Origin of the sequence: uncultured Campylobacter sp. (assembly GCF_938045465.1) — a bacterium.
Lineage (GTDB): Bacteria > Campylobacterota > Campylobacteria > Campylobacterales > Campylobacteraceae > Campylobacter_B.
Window position 1 is genome coordinate 18,270 of record NZ_CALIBF010000077.1, and the last position, 16,160, is coordinate 34,429.

Annotated in this window: 15 protein-coding genes and 1 tRNA gene; 4 read left to right on the top strand and 12 right to left on the bottom strand. The window is 47.7% G+C overall.

Annotated elements, in window-relative coordinates; translation table 11 throughout:
- Positions 1-48 precede the first annotated feature (48 nt).
- The 5 genes from infC to Q0413_RS03790 all read right to left on the bottom strand — a co-directional run bounded on the left by infC (position 49) and on the right by Q0413_RS03790 (position 4,751).
- Positions 49-570, bottom strand: a complete 522-nt coding sequence (infC, locus tag Q0413_RS03770; RefSeq protein WP_298987451.1) for a translation initiation factor IF-3 — start codon at positions 568-570, stop codon at positions 49-51.
- On the bottom strand, positions 567-2,390 hold the full coding sequence (gene thrS / locus Q0413_RS03775) for a threonine--tRNA ligase (protein ID WP_298987452.1): 1,824 nt from the start codon (positions 2,388-2,390) through the stop codon (positions 567-569). Before thrS ends, infC begins: the two co-directional genes overlap by 4 nt.
- Positions 2,391-2,492: 102 nt before the next feature.
- Positions 2,493-3,692 (bottom strand): multidrug effflux MFS transporter, encoded by a 1,200-nt coding sequence (locus tag Q0413_RS03780; protein ID WP_298987453.1) that lies wholly within the window; start codon positions 3,690-3,692, stop codon positions 2,493-2,495.
- Entirely contained in the window at positions 3,676-4,413 is a 738-nt protein-coding gene (locus Q0413_RS03785; RefSeq protein WP_298987454.1) for a spore coat protein, read from the bottom strand. The genes Q0413_RS03780 and Q0413_RS03785 overlap by 17 nt, the downstream gene beginning before the upstream one ends.
- A gap of 263 nt (positions 4,414-4,676) precedes the next feature.
- Positions 4,677-4,751: transfer RNA gene (locus Q0413_RS03790), tRNA-Glu, on the bottom strand.
- Between the two features lie 77 nt (positions 4,752-4,828).
- Here Q0413_RS03790 and Q0413_RS03795 point away from each other — a divergent pair.
- Together Q0413_RS03795 and nfo are read left to right on the top strand one after the other, a co-directional pair.
- Complete coding sequence (locus Q0413_RS03795; RefSeq protein WP_298987455.1) at positions 4,829-5,323, top strand: hypothetical protein; 495 nt, start codon at positions 4,829-4,831, stop codon at positions 5,321-5,323.
- Between the two features lie 367 nt (positions 5,324-5,690).
- Entirely contained in the window at positions 5,691-6,545 is an 855-nt protein-coding gene (gene nfo, locus Q0413_RS03800; protein WP_298987457.1) for a deoxyribonuclease IV, read from the top strand.
- 769 nt (positions 6,546-7,314) lie between these two features.
- Here nfo and Q0413_RS03805 read toward each other — a convergent pair.
- Positions 7,315-7,998: a tetratricopeptide repeat protein gene (locus Q0413_RS03805; protein WP_298987459.1), complete on the bottom strand. Its 684-nt coding sequence runs from the start codon at positions 7,996-7,998 to the stop codon at positions 7,315-7,317.
- A 190-nt stretch (positions 7,999-8,188) separates the two neighbouring features.
- Here Q0413_RS03805 and murI point away from each other — a divergent pair, with 190 nt between their 5' ends.
- Positions 8,189-9,625: a glutamate racemase gene (murI, locus tag Q0413_RS03810; RefSeq protein ID WP_298987461.1), complete on the top strand. Its 1,437-nt coding sequence runs from the start codon at positions 8,189-8,191 to the stop codon at positions 9,623-9,625.
- Between the two features lie 881 nt (positions 9,626-10,506).
- Here the strand turns inward: murI and Q0413_RS03815 are convergent.
- The 3 genes from Q0413_RS03815 to Q0413_RS03825 all read right to left on the bottom strand — a co-directional run bounded on the left by Q0413_RS03815 (position 10,507) and on the right by Q0413_RS03825 (position 13,633).
- On the bottom strand, positions 10,507-10,869 hold the full coding sequence (locus tag Q0413_RS03815) for an EexN family lipoprotein (protein WP_298987463.1): 363 nt from the start codon (positions 10,867-10,869) through the stop codon (positions 10,507-10,509).
- Between the two features lie 306 nt (positions 10,870-11,175).
- The gene (locus tag Q0413_RS03820; protein WP_298987465.1) at positions 11,176-12,870 is read right to left on the bottom strand and encodes a Na+/H+ antiporter NhaC family protein; all 1,695 of its coding nucleotides are present in this window, start codon (positions 12,868-12,870) and stop codon (positions 11,176-11,178) included.
- 16 nt (positions 12,871-12,886) lie between these two features.
- Positions 12,887-13,633 (bottom strand): SDR family NAD(P)-dependent oxidoreductase, encoded by a 747-nt coding sequence (locus Q0413_RS03825; protein ID WP_298987467.1) that lies wholly within the window; start codon positions 13,631-13,633, stop codon positions 12,887-12,889.
- Positions 13,634-13,877: 244 nt separating this feature from the next.
- On the opposite strand from Q0413_RS03825, the gene Q0413_RS03830 reads away from it, so the two are divergent.
- Positions 13,878-14,573 carry a hypothetical protein gene (locus Q0413_RS03830; protein ID WP_298987469.1) on the top strand — a complete coding sequence of 232 codons (696 nt, stop codon included), beginning with the start codon at positions 13,878-13,880 and terminating at the stop codon, positions 14,571-14,573.
- A 217-nt stretch (positions 14,574-14,790) separates the two neighbouring features.
- Here the strand turns inward: Q0413_RS03830 and Q0413_RS03835 are convergent, their stop codons facing one another.
- From Q0413_RS03835 to Q0413_RS03845, 3 genes are all read right to left on the bottom strand, one after another.
- Positions 14,791-14,931: a hypothetical protein gene (locus tag Q0413_RS03835; RefSeq protein WP_298987471.1), complete on the bottom strand. Its 141-nt coding sequence runs from the start codon at positions 14,929-14,931 to the stop codon at positions 14,791-14,793.
- Positions 14,932-15,171: 240 nt separating this feature from the next.
- On the bottom strand, positions 15,172-15,714 hold the full coding sequence (locus Q0413_RS03840) for a DJ-1 family glyoxalase III (RefSeq protein WP_298987473.1): 543 nt from the start codon (positions 15,712-15,714) through the stop codon (positions 15,172-15,174).
- A 10-nt stretch (positions 15,715-15,724) separates the two neighbouring features.
- The coding region (locus Q0413_RS03845) for a c-type cytochrome (protein ID WP_298987476.1) at positions 15,725-16,160 on the bottom strand (436 nt) is incomplete at its 5' end.

The window sequence follows — 16,160 nt, forward strand, 5'->3', positions numbered from 1 at the left end:
AAATTTTAAAATTTTACCGCACGCAGCGCAAATGTCGCTAAATTTACGCTACGCCTTTTTCGGCGTGATCAGCATATTTACGTAGCGACCCTCCAGCGCGGGCGCCTTATCGCGATCGGCCACTTCTGCGAAAAATTCGTCCCAAATTTTATTGAGCAAATTTACGCCGATTTCCGGGCTTGACATCTCGCGCCCTTTTAAAAATACGCGAAGCTTGACGTGTTTGCCGCTACTAAGGAATTCTTTCGCGTGTTTTACTTTGTAATTAATGTCGTTTTGAGCGATTTTGGCGGACAGTTTAATCTCTTTGATTTCGATGATTTTTTGCTTTTTTTTCGCCTCTTTGAGCTTTTTTTCCTGCTGATAGCGAAATTTGCTGTAGTTCATGACCTTGCAAACGGGCGGCTTTGCATCGGGCGCTATCAAAACCAGATCCACACCCTCTCGCTCGGCGATTTGCAGCGCCTGCGCCTTTGAAATTATGCCGTAAACCTCGCCGTTGTCGCCTATGCACCTGACTTCGCTAGCCGGAATGTCCTCGTTTAGAAAAACCTCTTTCTCTCTGCTCAAAAATTCACCTCGTTTAATTTAGCTTTTACGAAATTCAAAAACTCATCCAGCCCCAAATTTCGCTGTTCGCGCGCCCTGCGATCGCGCAGAGCCACGCTGCGAGCCGAAACTTCATTATCGCCTAGGACGATGATGAGCGGCACCTTCTGCTTTTCAGCCGTTCTGATTCGTTTATTTAACGTTTCGTTTCTATCTAAAATCTCGCCGTCTATGTCTGCTGCGCGCAGCAAATTTAAAATTTCTTTCGCGTAGTCTGCGTGCGCCTCGCCGATCGGTACGATCGATACCTGCGTAGGACAGATCCAAAACGGAAGCTCGCCCGCGGTGTGTTCGAGTAAAATCCCCACGAAGCGCTCGAAGCTTCCCAAAATCGCGCGATGCAGCATCACGGGCTGCTTTTTTTCGTTATTTTCGTCGATGTAGCCAAGCTCGAAGCGCGCAGGCAGGTTAAAATCGACCTGCACCGTGCCGCACTGCCATTTTCGACCGAGCGCGTCGGTGATTTTGATGTCGATCTTAGGTCCGTAAAAAGCGCCGCCGCCCTCGTCTAGGCCGTATTTTAAGCCCTTTTCGTCAAGTGCGTCTTTTAAAGCCTTCGTCGCGATATCCCAAACCTCGTCGTCGCCGACCGCCTTTTGCGGCTTGGTCGAAATCTCAAGCTCGTATTCAAAGCCGAAAGCCTTCATCAAAAGCTCTACGAAATCTAAAATTTCATAGACGTTTTCTTTGATCTGGCTCGGCATCACAAACAGATGCGCGTCGTCCTGCGTGAACTCGCGCACGCGGAAAAGTCCGTGCAAGACGCCGCTTTTTTCGTGGCGGTGCACGACGCCGTACTCGCAAAATTTAAGCGGTAGATCGCGATATGAGCGAATCTCGCTTTGATAAACCTTGATGTGACCGACACAATTCATCGGCTTGATGCCGTATTCTTGCTCCTCGATCGTCGTAAAATACATATTTTCTTTGTAGTTGCTGTAATGCCCGCTGATCTTCCACGCGTCTGATTTTAAAATTTCAGGGCCGCGCACCGGCTCGTAGCCGCGCTTGCGAAGCTGCCTATAAAGGCGCTCCTCGAGCTTTATACGCATCCTCGTACCCGCAGGAAGCCAGATCGGAAGTCCCGCGCCGATCTGCTCGTCGAAGGTGAAAAATTTCATCTCGGCTCCGAGCTTTCGGTGATCGCGCTTCTTGGCTTCTTCTAGCATCGTAAGGTGTTTTTTAAGGCTATCTTTATCGGCGAATACGACGCCGTAGATGCGAGTTAGCATCTCGCGTTTCTCGTCGCCACCGAGATACGCTCCTGCGATGCGCGTAAGGGCGAAATTTTTCAAAAATTTCGTATTTTGCACGTGCGGTCCGCGGCAGATGTCCTCAAACTCGCCCTGCGCGTATAAGCTAACCGGGCCTTCGGGGATGCGCTTCAAAACTTCCTGCTTAAGATCGTCGTTTGCATATTTTTTTGCAACCGCTTCTTTGGTGGAGGCTATCTTTTTAATCTCTAAATTTGCCTCGGCAAGCGCGCGCATCTTTTTTTCGATCGCCTTTAAATCCTCTTCACCGAGCTTCTCGCCGCTATCTTTGCTGACGCGGATATCGTAGTAAAACCCATCCTCGATCGCAGGTCCTACGAAAAATTTAGCACTCGGATAGAGCTCGCGCACCGCCTGCGCCAAAAGGTGCGCACAGGAGTGGCGCAGAATTTTAAGCGCGTCCTCGGAGTTATCGAAATATATCGGCTGCGCCTCGCTTGCGTGCTCGCCGATACTTTGAGTATCGTAAATTTCACCGTTAAATTTATACGCGATAATATCGCTCATTGGCTTGTTTCCTTTTTTACCGAATTGTCTTTCTTACACTGAAAGAACGAGAGTTAATTTTAGCTAATCAATCCTTAACGATAAATTTAAAAAATATTAAAATTAAAATTTTTGATTCTTTTCTCGCAATAAAAAATACACGGCGTTAGCACAAAGAGCACAAATCGCCATCACACTTGCGAGCAAAAACGGCTTATTCGCTCCCACTGCACCCACGATAAACGAAATAGCCCCGGCAATAGCAAACTGCGCAGTCCCCAGTACCGCCGAAGCTGCGCCAGAGTTGCCGTCCTTATACAGCGCCATCGCAAGCGTCGTGGCGTTAGGCGCAACAAAGCCAAGAGACGAAAGTAATACGAAAAGCGAAGCCTCAAAGCAGATGAAGGGAAGGCCCAGCATAGAGCATGCGAACAAAATTAAGCTCGTCACAAGCATCGCTATTAGGCCGAAATTTAATAAAGCTGTGGGTTCGCGATTTTGCACGAGTTTGGCATTTAGTGCCGAAACGAGGGTCATTCCAAGAGCGTTGATGCCAAATATTACGCCAAAGGCATGCTCGCCCAGCCCATAATAGCCCAAAAATATAAAGCTAGAGCCCGTGATATAAGCAAAAAGCGCGCTCATCGCAACTGCAAATCCTAGCGTATAACGCATAAATTCTTTATTTCGCAAGATTATGCCGTATTCGCCAAGTACGCCTTTTACGCTAAGTGTAGCAGTCCTGTCTATCTGAGCGCTCTCGCTAAGTCCGAAAAATATAAATGCAAAAAGCAAAATTCCAAGTGCGAACAAAATCGCAAAAATCGCTTGCCACGAGAAAAAATCTAGCACAAATCCGCCTAGAGTTGGTGCTAGCATCGGCGCTAGCGAGCCCACGACCATCATCAGCGCAAACATCGCCGCAGCCTCGTGCAGTTCGAATTTATCATTAATTATGGCTCGCGCAAGTACCACTCCCGCGCACCCGCCTAAAGCTTGCAAAAATCTAAAAAATATAAACGCGTAAACGCTATCAAAGCTCACGCAAGCAAGCGACGCACATATAAAAAGCAAAATGCCCGCGTATAACGGCTTTTTAGGACCAAATTTATCGCTTAGCGGCCCATAAACGAGCTGTCCTAGCGCAAAAGCGATGAAAAAACTCGCAACCGATAGCTGAGTGTAAAACTCGCTCGTAGCAAAGCTTGCCTTTACCTTTTCCAGCGCGGGCAGATACATATCGGTAGACAAGGGCGCCAGAGCGGACATATAGGCGAGTATAATTACCAGCTTAAATTTAGCGAATTTACTTTGTTTGACCATCGTTTTCCTCAATTATTTTTAGGCAGAGCTCAAACGTGCGCACGAGCGCGTTTAGATCTTTAAATTTCTGCGGCAAAAGCCTAGCGATAAAATATATCGGACGCAGCGCAAGTACCGTAGCCCACGCACTTTGCACTACGCCCTGCCCGCCGCTTGAGGCGTAGGTGCGAATGCCTGCACGCACCAAGCCTTCGCTCAGACCTTCGCGACAAAGATCATAGACAAACAGCAAAAAATCTCGCATTTTGGCTTTTTGCAGATCACCGCGCTCGCCGCGATTTTCAAAATCTATAAATTTCATCTCGCCGTTTTTTACTAAAACGTCGCGCAGCGCGGGTCTGCCGTGTATGAAGCCGCGCGAATGTAGTTGTGCTAACGCCGCAGCATAGCCCTCAATGAGCGCCACGCAAGATGCCTCATCCGAGCTTTTTAGCACCTCGTCCACCGGCGTGCCGCCGTCTTTGAGTACGAAAAAACTCTCGTCTCGCAGCACCAGCTGCGGCACAGGCGCGCCGGCTGCGTACAGGCTCTCGCATTTTAGCGCTTCGTAATCGAAAGCGGCTTTCGGATTTGCTTTAAATATTTTCGTAAGTAATCCGCCGCGGATGCGCAGCTCCGGCTGCTTGAGCCAGTATTTCTCGCCCTCGAAACTAAAGCTCGTGACGCGCTCGCCAGGATGATTTTTTAGAATTTCATTTACATATTCTTTAAAATTTTGCATTCAATAAATTTAGCGAATTTTTTTTAGAAAGAGCTAAATTTGCGAGTTTTATTTCATTAAGTTCCATATGTCCGCATAAAATTTATTACGTAAATTCGGCGGGGATAAATTTTAAAATTATCAGGTAGAATTTTTATTGCAGTCTTGGAATTTTATAGCGCAGGAAGCAACAAAAGCGCATAATTTTAGAATTTAGTAGTTAGATAAAATTTCAGAATTTTACAAAAACTAAGATTTGCGTCAAAAAATTTTTAAGCTAGAAGTGGCGACCCCTACGAGATTCGAACTCGTTTTACCGCCGTGAAAGGGCGATGTCCTAACCGTTAGACGAAGGGGCCACTTAATCTGGTATTAAGATTAAAGGCGGTATTCTACTCAAGACGCACTTAAACCCAACTTAAATTAAGGATTATTTATGAAATGCTCTTTTCTGGCGCCGCTTGCACTTTCGCTTCTGCTCGCAGGCTGCGCTACCACCGCACTCAAGCCCGCTTCTACGCAAGCTGTAAATTTCACCGTCATTTCGCCGCTTACTCGCACCAGCGACGCGGGCTTTATGCGTAAATTTAAGAACCAAACCGAGGTTCAAATTTATGCAAGCGGCATCAGCGTGCTGAGCCTGGTTTTAAAGGGCGATAAAATTTGCATGAACGGCGCGTGCGACGACGAGCTCGTTTTCAATAAAAAATTCTTCGGTGCCGAGCACTACCGCGGGCTTCTCGGCCAAATCCTAGACGGTAAACCGATCTTTGGCGGCAGCGACGCGGGCGAGCGCCATTGCCTCGCGCAAAGCCTGCAAGCTGGCTCTATCGATTATAAGGTTTGCCGCGACAAGGACGGCGGCGGAAGATCCATAAGCTTCGCCGACGCAAAACGCGGCGTAAAGATCAAAATCCGCGAGCTGCAGTAAAATTTTACGCTAGCCGCGAGCAATGTTTGTAGCACGTGAGATGCGATTCTGCGGGCGGCGCGAATAAATTGCGAACGAATAAAATTTCGCGCGGCGGGTGTTTGTAAGCGCGCGGAAATAATGCGCTTCGGTCGCTGCTTCAAAACACGGCGCGAGCGGTCAAAATTCCATTACTCGGCTGGGTAATTTTCAGCTTGCGCAAATAGCGCGGTTTTATTGGCGCTCTGCGCCGGCTCTTCGCGGCGAAATTTACTAAGCAGCGCGTATTTGCGAAAGAAAAAGCGCGCATTTAAATTTAAAAAATCCACGCGCAGCTACGATTTATGAAATTTCGCCGCGTGGCGTAAAATAAAATTTAGGAGGCAGAATGAAGCGAATCGGAGCGCACGTGAGTGCTAGCGGTGGGGTTTTTAACGCGCCGTTAAACGCCGCAAGGATCGGGGCGGACGCGTTTGCGATGTTTGTCAAAAATCAGCGCAAATGGGACGCGCCGCCGCTTAGCGCGGAGGAGATCATCGCGTTTAAGGACGCGCTGAAGCAAAGCGGCATCCGCGCGGAGCATGTCTTGGTGCACGACAGCTACCTCATAAATTTGGGCCATCCACGCGAGGCAGAGCGCGAGAAGTCCCTAAACGCTTTCGTGGACGAGATACGCCGCTGCGAGGCGCTCGGACTTAGGCTTTTGAACTTTCATCCGGGCTCGCATCTAAATGAAATTTCAGTTCAGCAGTGCCTGGATAATATCGCAGAGTCGCTAAATTTCGCCATCGCAAACACCGCAGGCGTCAAGCTCGTGCTCGAAAACACCGCCGGCCAGGGTTCCAATCTCGGCTATGATTTCGCTCAGCTCGCTTACGTGATCGGCAAAATTTCAAATAAAGATTGCATCGGCGTCTGCATCGACACCTGTCACGCGTTCGCCGCAGGATACGACCTCCGCAGCCCGCAGGCCTACGAGCGCACTATGAGCGAGTTTGACCGCGCGATCGGTTATAAATTTTTAAGCGGCATGCACCTAAACGACACGAAAAACGAGCTTGGCGTGCGCAAAGATCGGCACGAGAGCCTCGGACGCGGATTTTTGGGGCTCGCGGCGTTTGAAAACATCATGAACGACCCGAACATCGACGAGATCCCGCTGATTTTAGAAACGATCGACGATAGCCTCTGGGCGGAGGAGATCGCACTTTTGCGCAGTATGCAAGGACGCCGCAAAGCCTAATCGGACGCCTTTTGCGCCACGTAGAATTTTATCTCATTTCGCTTCAAAGTGGTGCCAGCGATAAGAGCCTTATGCCGTGCAAATTTAACATCGTGGGATTTATCGCTTAAATTTTAACAAGCAAAAATAATGAGGAACTTCGCGCTAAAAATTCTGCGTCGTAAAAAGTCGCGAAATTCTACGACGAAAACACAGCACCAGAGCAAAAGAGCAAAATTTTTATAGAAAAACGCAGCGTCGCGGCAGAAATGAAAAATTTTACGCTGCGTAATTAAAATTTTCAAGCAAGATTTTTAAAGCGATGCGGCGGCAAATTTTAAAATTCTATCGCTACGATATTTCAAGGCTCAGCGCCAGATTCGAAGCTCTAGGAATTTTAAAATTCTAAATTCCGAATCAAAAAATCGACGCTAAGCTTTATATTTGCGACTGCGTAAATTCCAATCTTGTAATTCTACTTTCGTCCGATCCGTGCAGAGGCGAAGCGCATAAGATTTCATAAATTCTAACTTAAAATTTTGCTGCGTGCCAATCTATGCTTTTAGCACGCATTTGCTTATGACAAATCTGCCTCTTTATTTTAGCGCTTTGCTTGCGCTAAAATCTATGCAGGATCCGTGTAAATTTACGTTAAATTCTGCCACATATCGCCCGATCAATTTAAAATTTTATCGTTGAGCTTAGCAACCTACCGCCACGATTTAAATTTAAAGGCGGCGGGATTTTAATCCGCAGCCGATGCGTATTGTACCGACCGCAGCTCGGCGCGCTATTTTAGCAGCTCATACATATCGCAGGATTTTTGCCAAAGTTCTTTAAACTCGGGTGGATTCATAAAAGGAGAATTTTTATTTTTTCCTAAATCGCAAGCTTTTTTATAATACCGCGCAGCTTTACTTTTATCGTTAGAGTTGTAGTTAAATAGCGCAAAATTATAGCAACTCGCTAGCTCGTCCGTTATGTCGCAACCTTTTTTATCATAAACCGCCGCTTTCATTAAATTTATTTTTACACCGTCTCCTTTACGATACATCTCTGCCAACATACCGCATGATAGCGCTGATAGCTTTTGCCCTAGATTGCAAGCTTTGTCATGGTAGATTATAGCCTTTGATATATCTTTTTCGACTCCATCTCCGTCACTATACATTGATCCCAATAACCCACAATACATAGCGTCTCCCGCATCGCATCTTTTTTCATGATATTCGATGCCTTTTTTAGGATTTTCTTGCATCATTCTGATCGACATTACAAGGCAACCTGGCTCATATCCGCCGTCGCAGGTTTTTTCAAGCAGCTTAAGTGTTTTAGTATTGTCTTCGTATTGTAAAGCGGCTCTAAGGCAAGACTCCATATTGCCGTCATTGCACTCTTTTTCTAGCGTCTCAAGCTCGGTCGCTCCGAACGCAAAGCAAGCGACGAGCGCCAACGCAAATAGCAATTTTTTCATTTAGTATCCTTTCCGGGTAAAATTTGGCTAATTTTACCCCCCCCCCCTAAGAAATTGATTAAATTTATTGTAAATTTTAACGAGGCAGCGATAATTTAACGGCTAAAGAGCCGCTAAAGCCGCTCAAAATTTAAATTTTACCTGAATTGGGCTATAATCCCTTTTTTGAAATTTAACCTTGGATAAAAATTTGAAAATAGCGTTTTTTGACTCGGGTATCGGCGGGCTAAGCGTGCTAGCTGAGGCTCTGCGGCGGTTTAGCGGGGCGGAGTTTTTGTATTTTGCCGACGAGGATCACGTCCCCTACGGCACGAAAAGTAGGACCGAAATCGTGCGGTTAAGCCTTGATGCGGTGGGGTTTTTGGTCTCGCGCGGCGCGAACGGGGTCGTCGTTGCTTGCAATACCGCCACGAGCGCGGCTATCTCGGAGCTTCGCGGCGCATTTAGCGTGTCCGTCATCGGCATGGAGCCCGCCGTCAAGCTCGCCGCGGACAGCTTCGGCGCGCGTCCGACGCTGCTCATCGCCACTCCGCTAACGATCGCGGGCGAGAAGCTCGCGCGCCTCGTGGGGCGGCTAGAGTGCGAGACGTGGAGCCTGGCGTTACCGCGTCTCGTGGAGTTTGCGCAGGATTTGGAGTTTGACTCGCCTGCGGTTCGGGCGTATCTGCAGGGGGAACTGGGCAAATTTGAGCTCGCGCGCCTTGGCTCGCTGGTGCTTGGTTGCACGCATTTTAACTATTTTAAGGACGTTTTGCGCGAAATTTTGCCGCCTCACGTGCGTATCATCGACGGTATCGACGGCACGCTAAACCGCCTTGCAAGCGAGCTGGGCGGAGGGCTAAAGCTTGCTAGCATCGAGGATTTGCCCTCGCGTGCAGCTAAATTTAACGCGGGCGGCGGCGCAAAATTTGATACGAATTCGTCGGCGCAAGCCGGCAAATTTGACGCAGAAGGACGAGACGCGGGCGGCGGACAGAGCGTAAGGAGCAAAAACGGCGACATCGGGCAGAGCGTAAGTGACGGTAGCTGTGGCGGCGAGTATGACGCAAGGGGGCGCAGTGAGGGCAACACAGAAAGTTGCGGCGAGAGCAAGCCCGATATGATAGAGCAAGGTATGAGCAGACTTCGTGCAGTGTCGTGCGGCACCATAAAAAACGGCGTAGTGAGGTATGATGAGTGCGATGAGTTTTCTAACGCGGATGAGCTCGGCTGCGGCATGGATACTTCGCGCGACATAAAATCGCAGGTTTGTGCGGATAAATTTGACGCGGGCGGCGATATAAAATTTAACGCAAATTCGCAAACGGGCGAGCTGGACGCAATCCGCGAACGCGACGGTAAACTGGCGGTCAATGCCCGCGGCGTAGAGCAGTGCGACGAAGACAAATGCCGCATGTCGCCACGCGCCGTAGATGCGAATTCACAGCTCAAGCTTTATTCTCGAGGCGGCGCGGATTTGTCCTTAGAATTTGAGCCGCGAAGCGAAGAGGCGGGTATTTCGCGAGTGAATTATCCAAACGGCAACAGCGTGGAGTATTTTTACTCGGGCAGGGCGCTAGATGCGGCGCAGTTACGCAAGGTGGAGATATTTTTAAAACGGCTCGATGCGATGCGAGGGATCGGCTAGGCTACGCGTCCGTGAGCCGCAGCGTGGGTTAAAATTTTATCGCATCGCGGATCGCACCACGCAAATTAAAATTCTAGCGCATCGCAGATCGTGCTGTGAAAGTTAAAATTTTGATGCGCTATAAATCGCAGCGCAAATTAAAATTTTGGCGCGTCGTAATGCAGACTAAAATTTTGGCGGGCTAAATTCGTCGTTTCGTAAATCGCGCCGCATAGACTAAAATTTTGGCGCGCTAAAATTTAACTCGGCGATTTAGAAGCAGCTTCGCAACAGCATGTGAGCAATGGCACCTAGCCGTCGCCCGGCGCGCGAAAGTTAAAATTTTACGGGGCAAATGCTGCCTTCCGCTGTCCGGCACATAAATTTAAAATTTAACGCACAACGCCGCCGTACGACTTGAAACAATATAGCGCGAGAAAGACGCCGTCGCTTCTTTAAATTTAATAGCGTAAGTCAAGATTGCTGTATGCAAGGAATTTCTCGCGCCGCACGAATTATCGCAGTAAATTTGAAATTTTAAATTTATACTAGGGTGCGGATAAAGCGCGCGAAGTTAAATTTAGCGCGCCGCGCAAACCGCCGCTGAGTGAAATTTAGACTAGCCACGCGGCGTAAATTTTAAAATGATTAAATTTTAGGCGCCGCGAAGCCCGTAAGTCTTTTCTGTGATAGCCAAGCCCGCAGGCTTTAAATTTGAAATTCCAAAATCCGTAAGGCAAGATTTTGTGCCGTATCATTTCGCAGGCGAGATTTATACCGTAAAATTCGGCGCTGAGTAGGGCAAATTTACTCTGCACCGAAAGTGCGGAGTAGATTTAGAATGTATTTAAATGTATTAGAGTGCAAAAAAGGCGGGTTTAATATAGGATAACATTAAAATTCTATTTCCGTCCTCTTGTCATCTGTCTTAGTCCTTCCTTGTCATCATACATTTCTCGCGCTTTCTTTGCATTTTCACAATTCTTGTGCATTTTGCTTCCTTCCTCTATCTTATCCCAATCGCAATTCTTTTCTACCTCTTTAGCTTCCTCTATATGCTTTTCATAGTATTCTACCGTCATAACTTTTATATCATTAACTGATTCTTTGGCGTTTACGCAATTCTTATAGGAATTGCTTCCGTCTTTAAGAGTATTAAAATCACACTTCACTAAAACCTCTTTGGCTTCGTCCAGATGTGCGTCGTAATACTCCTTGGTCTTTACCTCGGTATCGTCACCGCAACCTACCAATAAAGCAGCCAACACCCCCCCCAGAGGAACATTTTAGGATTTTTCATTTCATTCTCCTTGTTTGAAATTTATCGGTATTTTACTACCCGTTTACTTTAAAAATTTTAAATTGCAGGCGCACGCGCCGTTTTAACGCGGCTAGTTAAAATTCAGCTTTTAAAATTTGCTCGCACTTTTTGAAATTTTGTTTTAAAATTTTACTAGCGCGACGGAATTTTGCAGAGCGGAATTCTGCGGGATAAAGCAAAATTCCGCCAGACAGAATTCCGCATCGCTGCGGAATTCAAAATTTAAAAGCAAATTTAAAATTTGCGGGAGCTACTCCTCTATCTTTTTACCTGCGAACCGCACGAGAGCCCACGTAACGGCAAATCCCATCGGTAGCGCGATCCAGACGCTAAGTCCTAGCGCTACGGGCAGATAGCCCGCCACCACGGCGACCGCGCCGACGGATAGAGCGTAAGGCATCTGCGTCTTTACGTGCTCGATATGATCGCAGCCCGCGCCCATCGACGAAAGGATCGTGGTGTCCGAAATCGGCGAGCAATGATCGCCGAAAATCGCACCCGTAAGTACGCCTGAGATATTTACGATCATATAGGCGTGAAGCGCATCGCCCGAAAGCCCGTAGTGAAGTCCCACGGCGTTTGCCAAAGGTATGGCAAGCGGCATTAGAATTCCCATCGTGCCGTAGCTGGTGCCCGTCGAAAAGCTAATGAACGAGCCCAGCACGAAAATCGCTACCGGCAGTAAAAATTTCGGCGTGTTTTGGCTTAGCATATCGACTAGATAGCGCGACGTGCCGAGCTCTTTGATGACAGAGCTGAGCGACCAGGCAAGCAGCAAGATCACGATCGTAACGATCATCGTCTTCCACCCCTTGATCCACGTAGAGATCGCCTCTCTGACGTTAAAAATTTTGCGGTAAACGCTCATAAATATAGACACGACCGTAGCAAGAAGCGCCGCTTGAAAGAGCGCGACCGATGAGTTTGCGTTGCCGAACGTCGCCTGAAGCGTCGCAAAGCTTAGCGGAGCGGCTTTTGCGGCTGCGAGGGCATCGCCTTGCAGCTTGCTTAGCCCGCTAAAATAAAAGCTCGCAAATGCGCCGCAGATTAGCACTATAAGCGGGATAACGGCGTTTGAAGCTTGCGGCTTGATCCCCTCTTTGGGCTCTAGCGTTTTATCTTCTAGCTCGGCGATGTTAGAATTTTTAGAATGAATTTCGCCGCTCGCCGCTCGCCTTTCGGCAGAGAGCATCGGCCCGAAATCCCTGCGCATGAACGCCACGTAAACTACGAAAGCAAGCATAAAAAGATTGTAGAAGCGATACGGCATGGTTTGCACGAAGATCGAGAAAGCGTTTACGTTTTGCACGCCGATCTGATCATATCCCGCTCTTATCAGAGAGACTTCGAGCCCTACCCAGGTAGAAATTAGCGCGATACCCGCAATCGGCGCGGCGGTAGCGTCGATGATGAAAGCGAGCTTTTCGCGGCTGACTCTAAATTTATCGGTGATCGGCCTCATGACGGGACCTACGATCAGGGCGTTTGCGTAATCGTCGAAAAATACGAAAAGACCCATAACCCATGTTGAAATTTGCGCCGAGATACCCGTTTTAGCGCGCTTGCTAATCCAAAGCGCCACTGCTTTCGTGCCGCCCGTCCTGCTAATCAGCGCAACCACGCCGCCGATACAAAGCACCTGCAAAAGCACGCCCGCGTTGCCTTTGCTAGCCATCGAGCCCACCACGCGCGCGACCAGATCCGTAAAGCTGCCCACAAGCGCGGAGATCGGATTGTCGTTAACGACTGCTAACATATAGGTGCCGCTAAAAACGCCGATGAAAAGCGATAAAATCACCTCTTTGGTGATAAAGGCAAGCGCGATCGCCACGATGGGCGGTACTAGCGTCCAGATGCCGAAAAGCTCGGCATTATGCTGCCTGGTCGCATCATCCACCGCAAATGCGGCAACCGATAAAAACATTAGTAATAGAATTTTTTTCATTTTCTCGCCTTAAAATTTAATGCTTTTCGATAAAAAGCCCAGCCCAGCTCTGCTGCGTCGCCATCGCCTCTACGACGTTGATATTTACTCGGTGCGGCATCGCTAGGCAGCTTAGCACGATCTGCGCGATGTCCTCTGGCAGGATCGCATCGACTCCCTCATACACGGCCGCAGCGCGCGCTACGTCGCCTTTAAAGCGCACTTCGCTAAACTCACTCTTACAGATTCCCGGCGCGATCTCCGTCACGCGGATACCAGTGCCGCGCAGGTCGTTGCGGATATTGCGGCTAAACTGCTTGATAAACGCCTTGCTCGCGCCGTAAACGTGGCTACCAGCATAGGGCCACGCGCCCGCAGTCGAGCCGAGATTGAAGATATAGCCGCTTTTGCGCGCGATCATCAGCGGCAGCACCGCCTTGGTCGAATACAGCACGCCTTTGATATTCGTATCGACCATCGTCTCCAAATCCTCTACGGGCGTCTGCGCGATCCCCTCAAGCCCGAGCGCGAGCCCCGCGTTATTTACGAGCACCTCGACGTCTTTGAAATTTTCAGGCAGCGCACTCACGGCGTCAAACACCGCAGCTTTATCGCGAATATCCGCGGCGATAATGTGCGTATTGCCTAGTTCACTCGCTAGCTTTTGCAGCCGCTCCTTGCGCCGCCCGAGTGCTATGATCTTATAGCCCTGCGCGCTAAGCGCCCTAGAAATCGCCTCGCCAAAGCCGCTCGTAGCGCCCGTAATGAATGCCGTGTTTTTCATATGATCCCCTTTGCGTAAAATTTTAAATTTAGCGCAATGATAACGCAAAACGGATTTAGAATTTATGAATTTTATCTTGCGGCGCAGGCGCGGATGAAATAATACGAAGACATTGGGCGTACTTCTAGCGCGCACGAGCTCGCGATCGGCAACGGATTCGGCGAACACACGGGCTAAATTTAAAATTTTGCGTCGTTTGTTTGTCGCGGTTTGCTATAATTACCTAAATTTAGGAAAAAGGCAAATGAGCAAATTTATACGATTTATCCTTGTTGGTATCTGTGTTTGCGCCACTTATACGGGTCTTAAATATGCTTTTATACTCTTTATCACGTGGCTCATGTTTAGTGGGATATATTTTGATGGACCGGGTACGCTGCTCGCCATACCGCTCACGTTTTTAAGCTCATCGGTTATATTTGATTATTATTGTATTGCGCTGGGCTCTCATCTGCTTTTTTTATCGCTGCTTAAAGGGCGCGACGTGAAAACGCGGTGGATTTTACCTTTATTTTTTCTCATAACGCTCGCGTTTTGTAGCTTTTGCGTCTTAATCGGGCACGAAGATTATCAGCGCATAAACGCGCTTTTTGCACTCTTGCTTATCTCTCCTTTTACGCTCATCGCATACGCCATCGTTACGACCGTAATCCTTGCCAAAAATAAAATTTCGGATTATTATCCGATCTTAGTCGCGATAATTTTTGTGCCCATTCATGCCGCCAGCATAGGGATATGGGGATTAGAACGGATATATTTTGGAGTATTTCTAAACGCGACAATACTGGGGATTTTTTATTTCACGGCGAAAATCGGGCGCGTAAATTTGATCGCACACAGACCTACACCCGACAAAATGCAAAATTCTAAAGACCACGTTATCAAAACAATACAAAGCAGCGCGACATTTTTAAACGACGATATTTTAAAGAAGCGCTAAATTTTATCCTTTTTAGGAATTCTAAATAACGCTTTCGTCGCGCGCTACAAACTTATATGCTTCCCGACAAATCTGAGCTTTACCAACAAAACCTTCAAAAAACTGCGCCGTTTTGCCTCTTGACACATTGACGTCGCTATTTGATCAAATTTATATCCAGCGTGATCTTATCGTTTTTGATCACGTCGATGCCCTTGTTTAGCACGTTTTGCGCGATCTATTCATCTTCTGCTAGCGAGTGCATCGCGAAGATGCCACACTGAAATTTATTCAGATGAGTATCCTTTTGAGGGCCTACGCCCAGAATATCCTTCATACTCGCGCTCCACGCCGCTACGATGTTAATATTTAGTTTCAATAGCGACTAGCTCCAATAAAATTTCATCTGTCACGCACAAGGTCTTTTGCGTTTTTCGATTTAGAATTTAGGTTGTGAGAATTCCATTCGTCGTTTATGGATACTCAGAATAAATATTGTGACTATATTATACGTGTAGAACGAGATAAAATTTACAGCCCTCAGGCGCAGCAAAATCAGCACGCGTCGTTATACAAGCGATAAAATAAAGCGCGCTAGAATCGGCTCCCACTTGAAATTTTATTTAAAAAGTAAATCAGATTTTAGCTTGGAATAAACCTGCTCGCCTTTTAGCTCGCGGACGATTTGCAGCGCAAATTCCATCGCAGTAGCGGGGCCTTTCGAAGTCATTATATTTTGATCTTTTACGACATTCGCCGAATTCGTATAGCCTGGGTGAGCGATCTGATTTTCAAAACCTGGATAACAAGTGTAAGAGCTTTTTAGCACACCCGCGGTAGCTAGTGCCCATGGAGCGGCACATATTGCGCCGATTTTTGCGTTATTTGTATCGAAATCGCGCAGTACTTGCCCCAGCCTCTCGCTCTTTGCCAAATTTTCGGCTCCGGGCAAGCCGCCAGGCAAAACGATCATATCAAATTCCGAAACTTTTATATCGTCTAAAATTTCATCGGCGATCATCTCTACGCCGTGCGCACCGCGAACGCATTTTTTCTCTAACCCCACGGCTAGAGCATCAATATCTGCGCGTCTTAAAATATCGATGAGGCTTATCGCCTCAAGCTCCTCAAATCCGTTAGCTAAAACTACTGCCACTTTCATAGCATACCCCTTATTTTAGATACGAACCCTGCTCACTAGGGGCAGCGGAGATATCGGTATTACCGCTAGCGCGAGATGGGCTATCATATAAGAATTCATCGTCGCCTTTTAAATAAGCAATAATATAGCCTAGCTCTGTAGCGCTTGTCTTAGCAGCGATCAGCTGCATAATATTTTTCATCTTGCCGCCATAACTTAGATCTGTAGTGTATTGCGACATAGCTATCGAGATCTCCTTGGCATCTAGATCCTTGAGTTTACGCGATACTCCATAAGCTTTTTTTTGCCCGTTCTCGCCGTGACATGAAGCGCACTTCTCAGCAAAGATAGCTCCACCTCTTTCTTTTAAAGAATTTATATTTCGATTTACTTTGCCGCTATGAGTTTTACTGCCTGCGACCGGAGCGCTTTTGTAGATATTTACGGTTACATTTTCATCTTTAGAA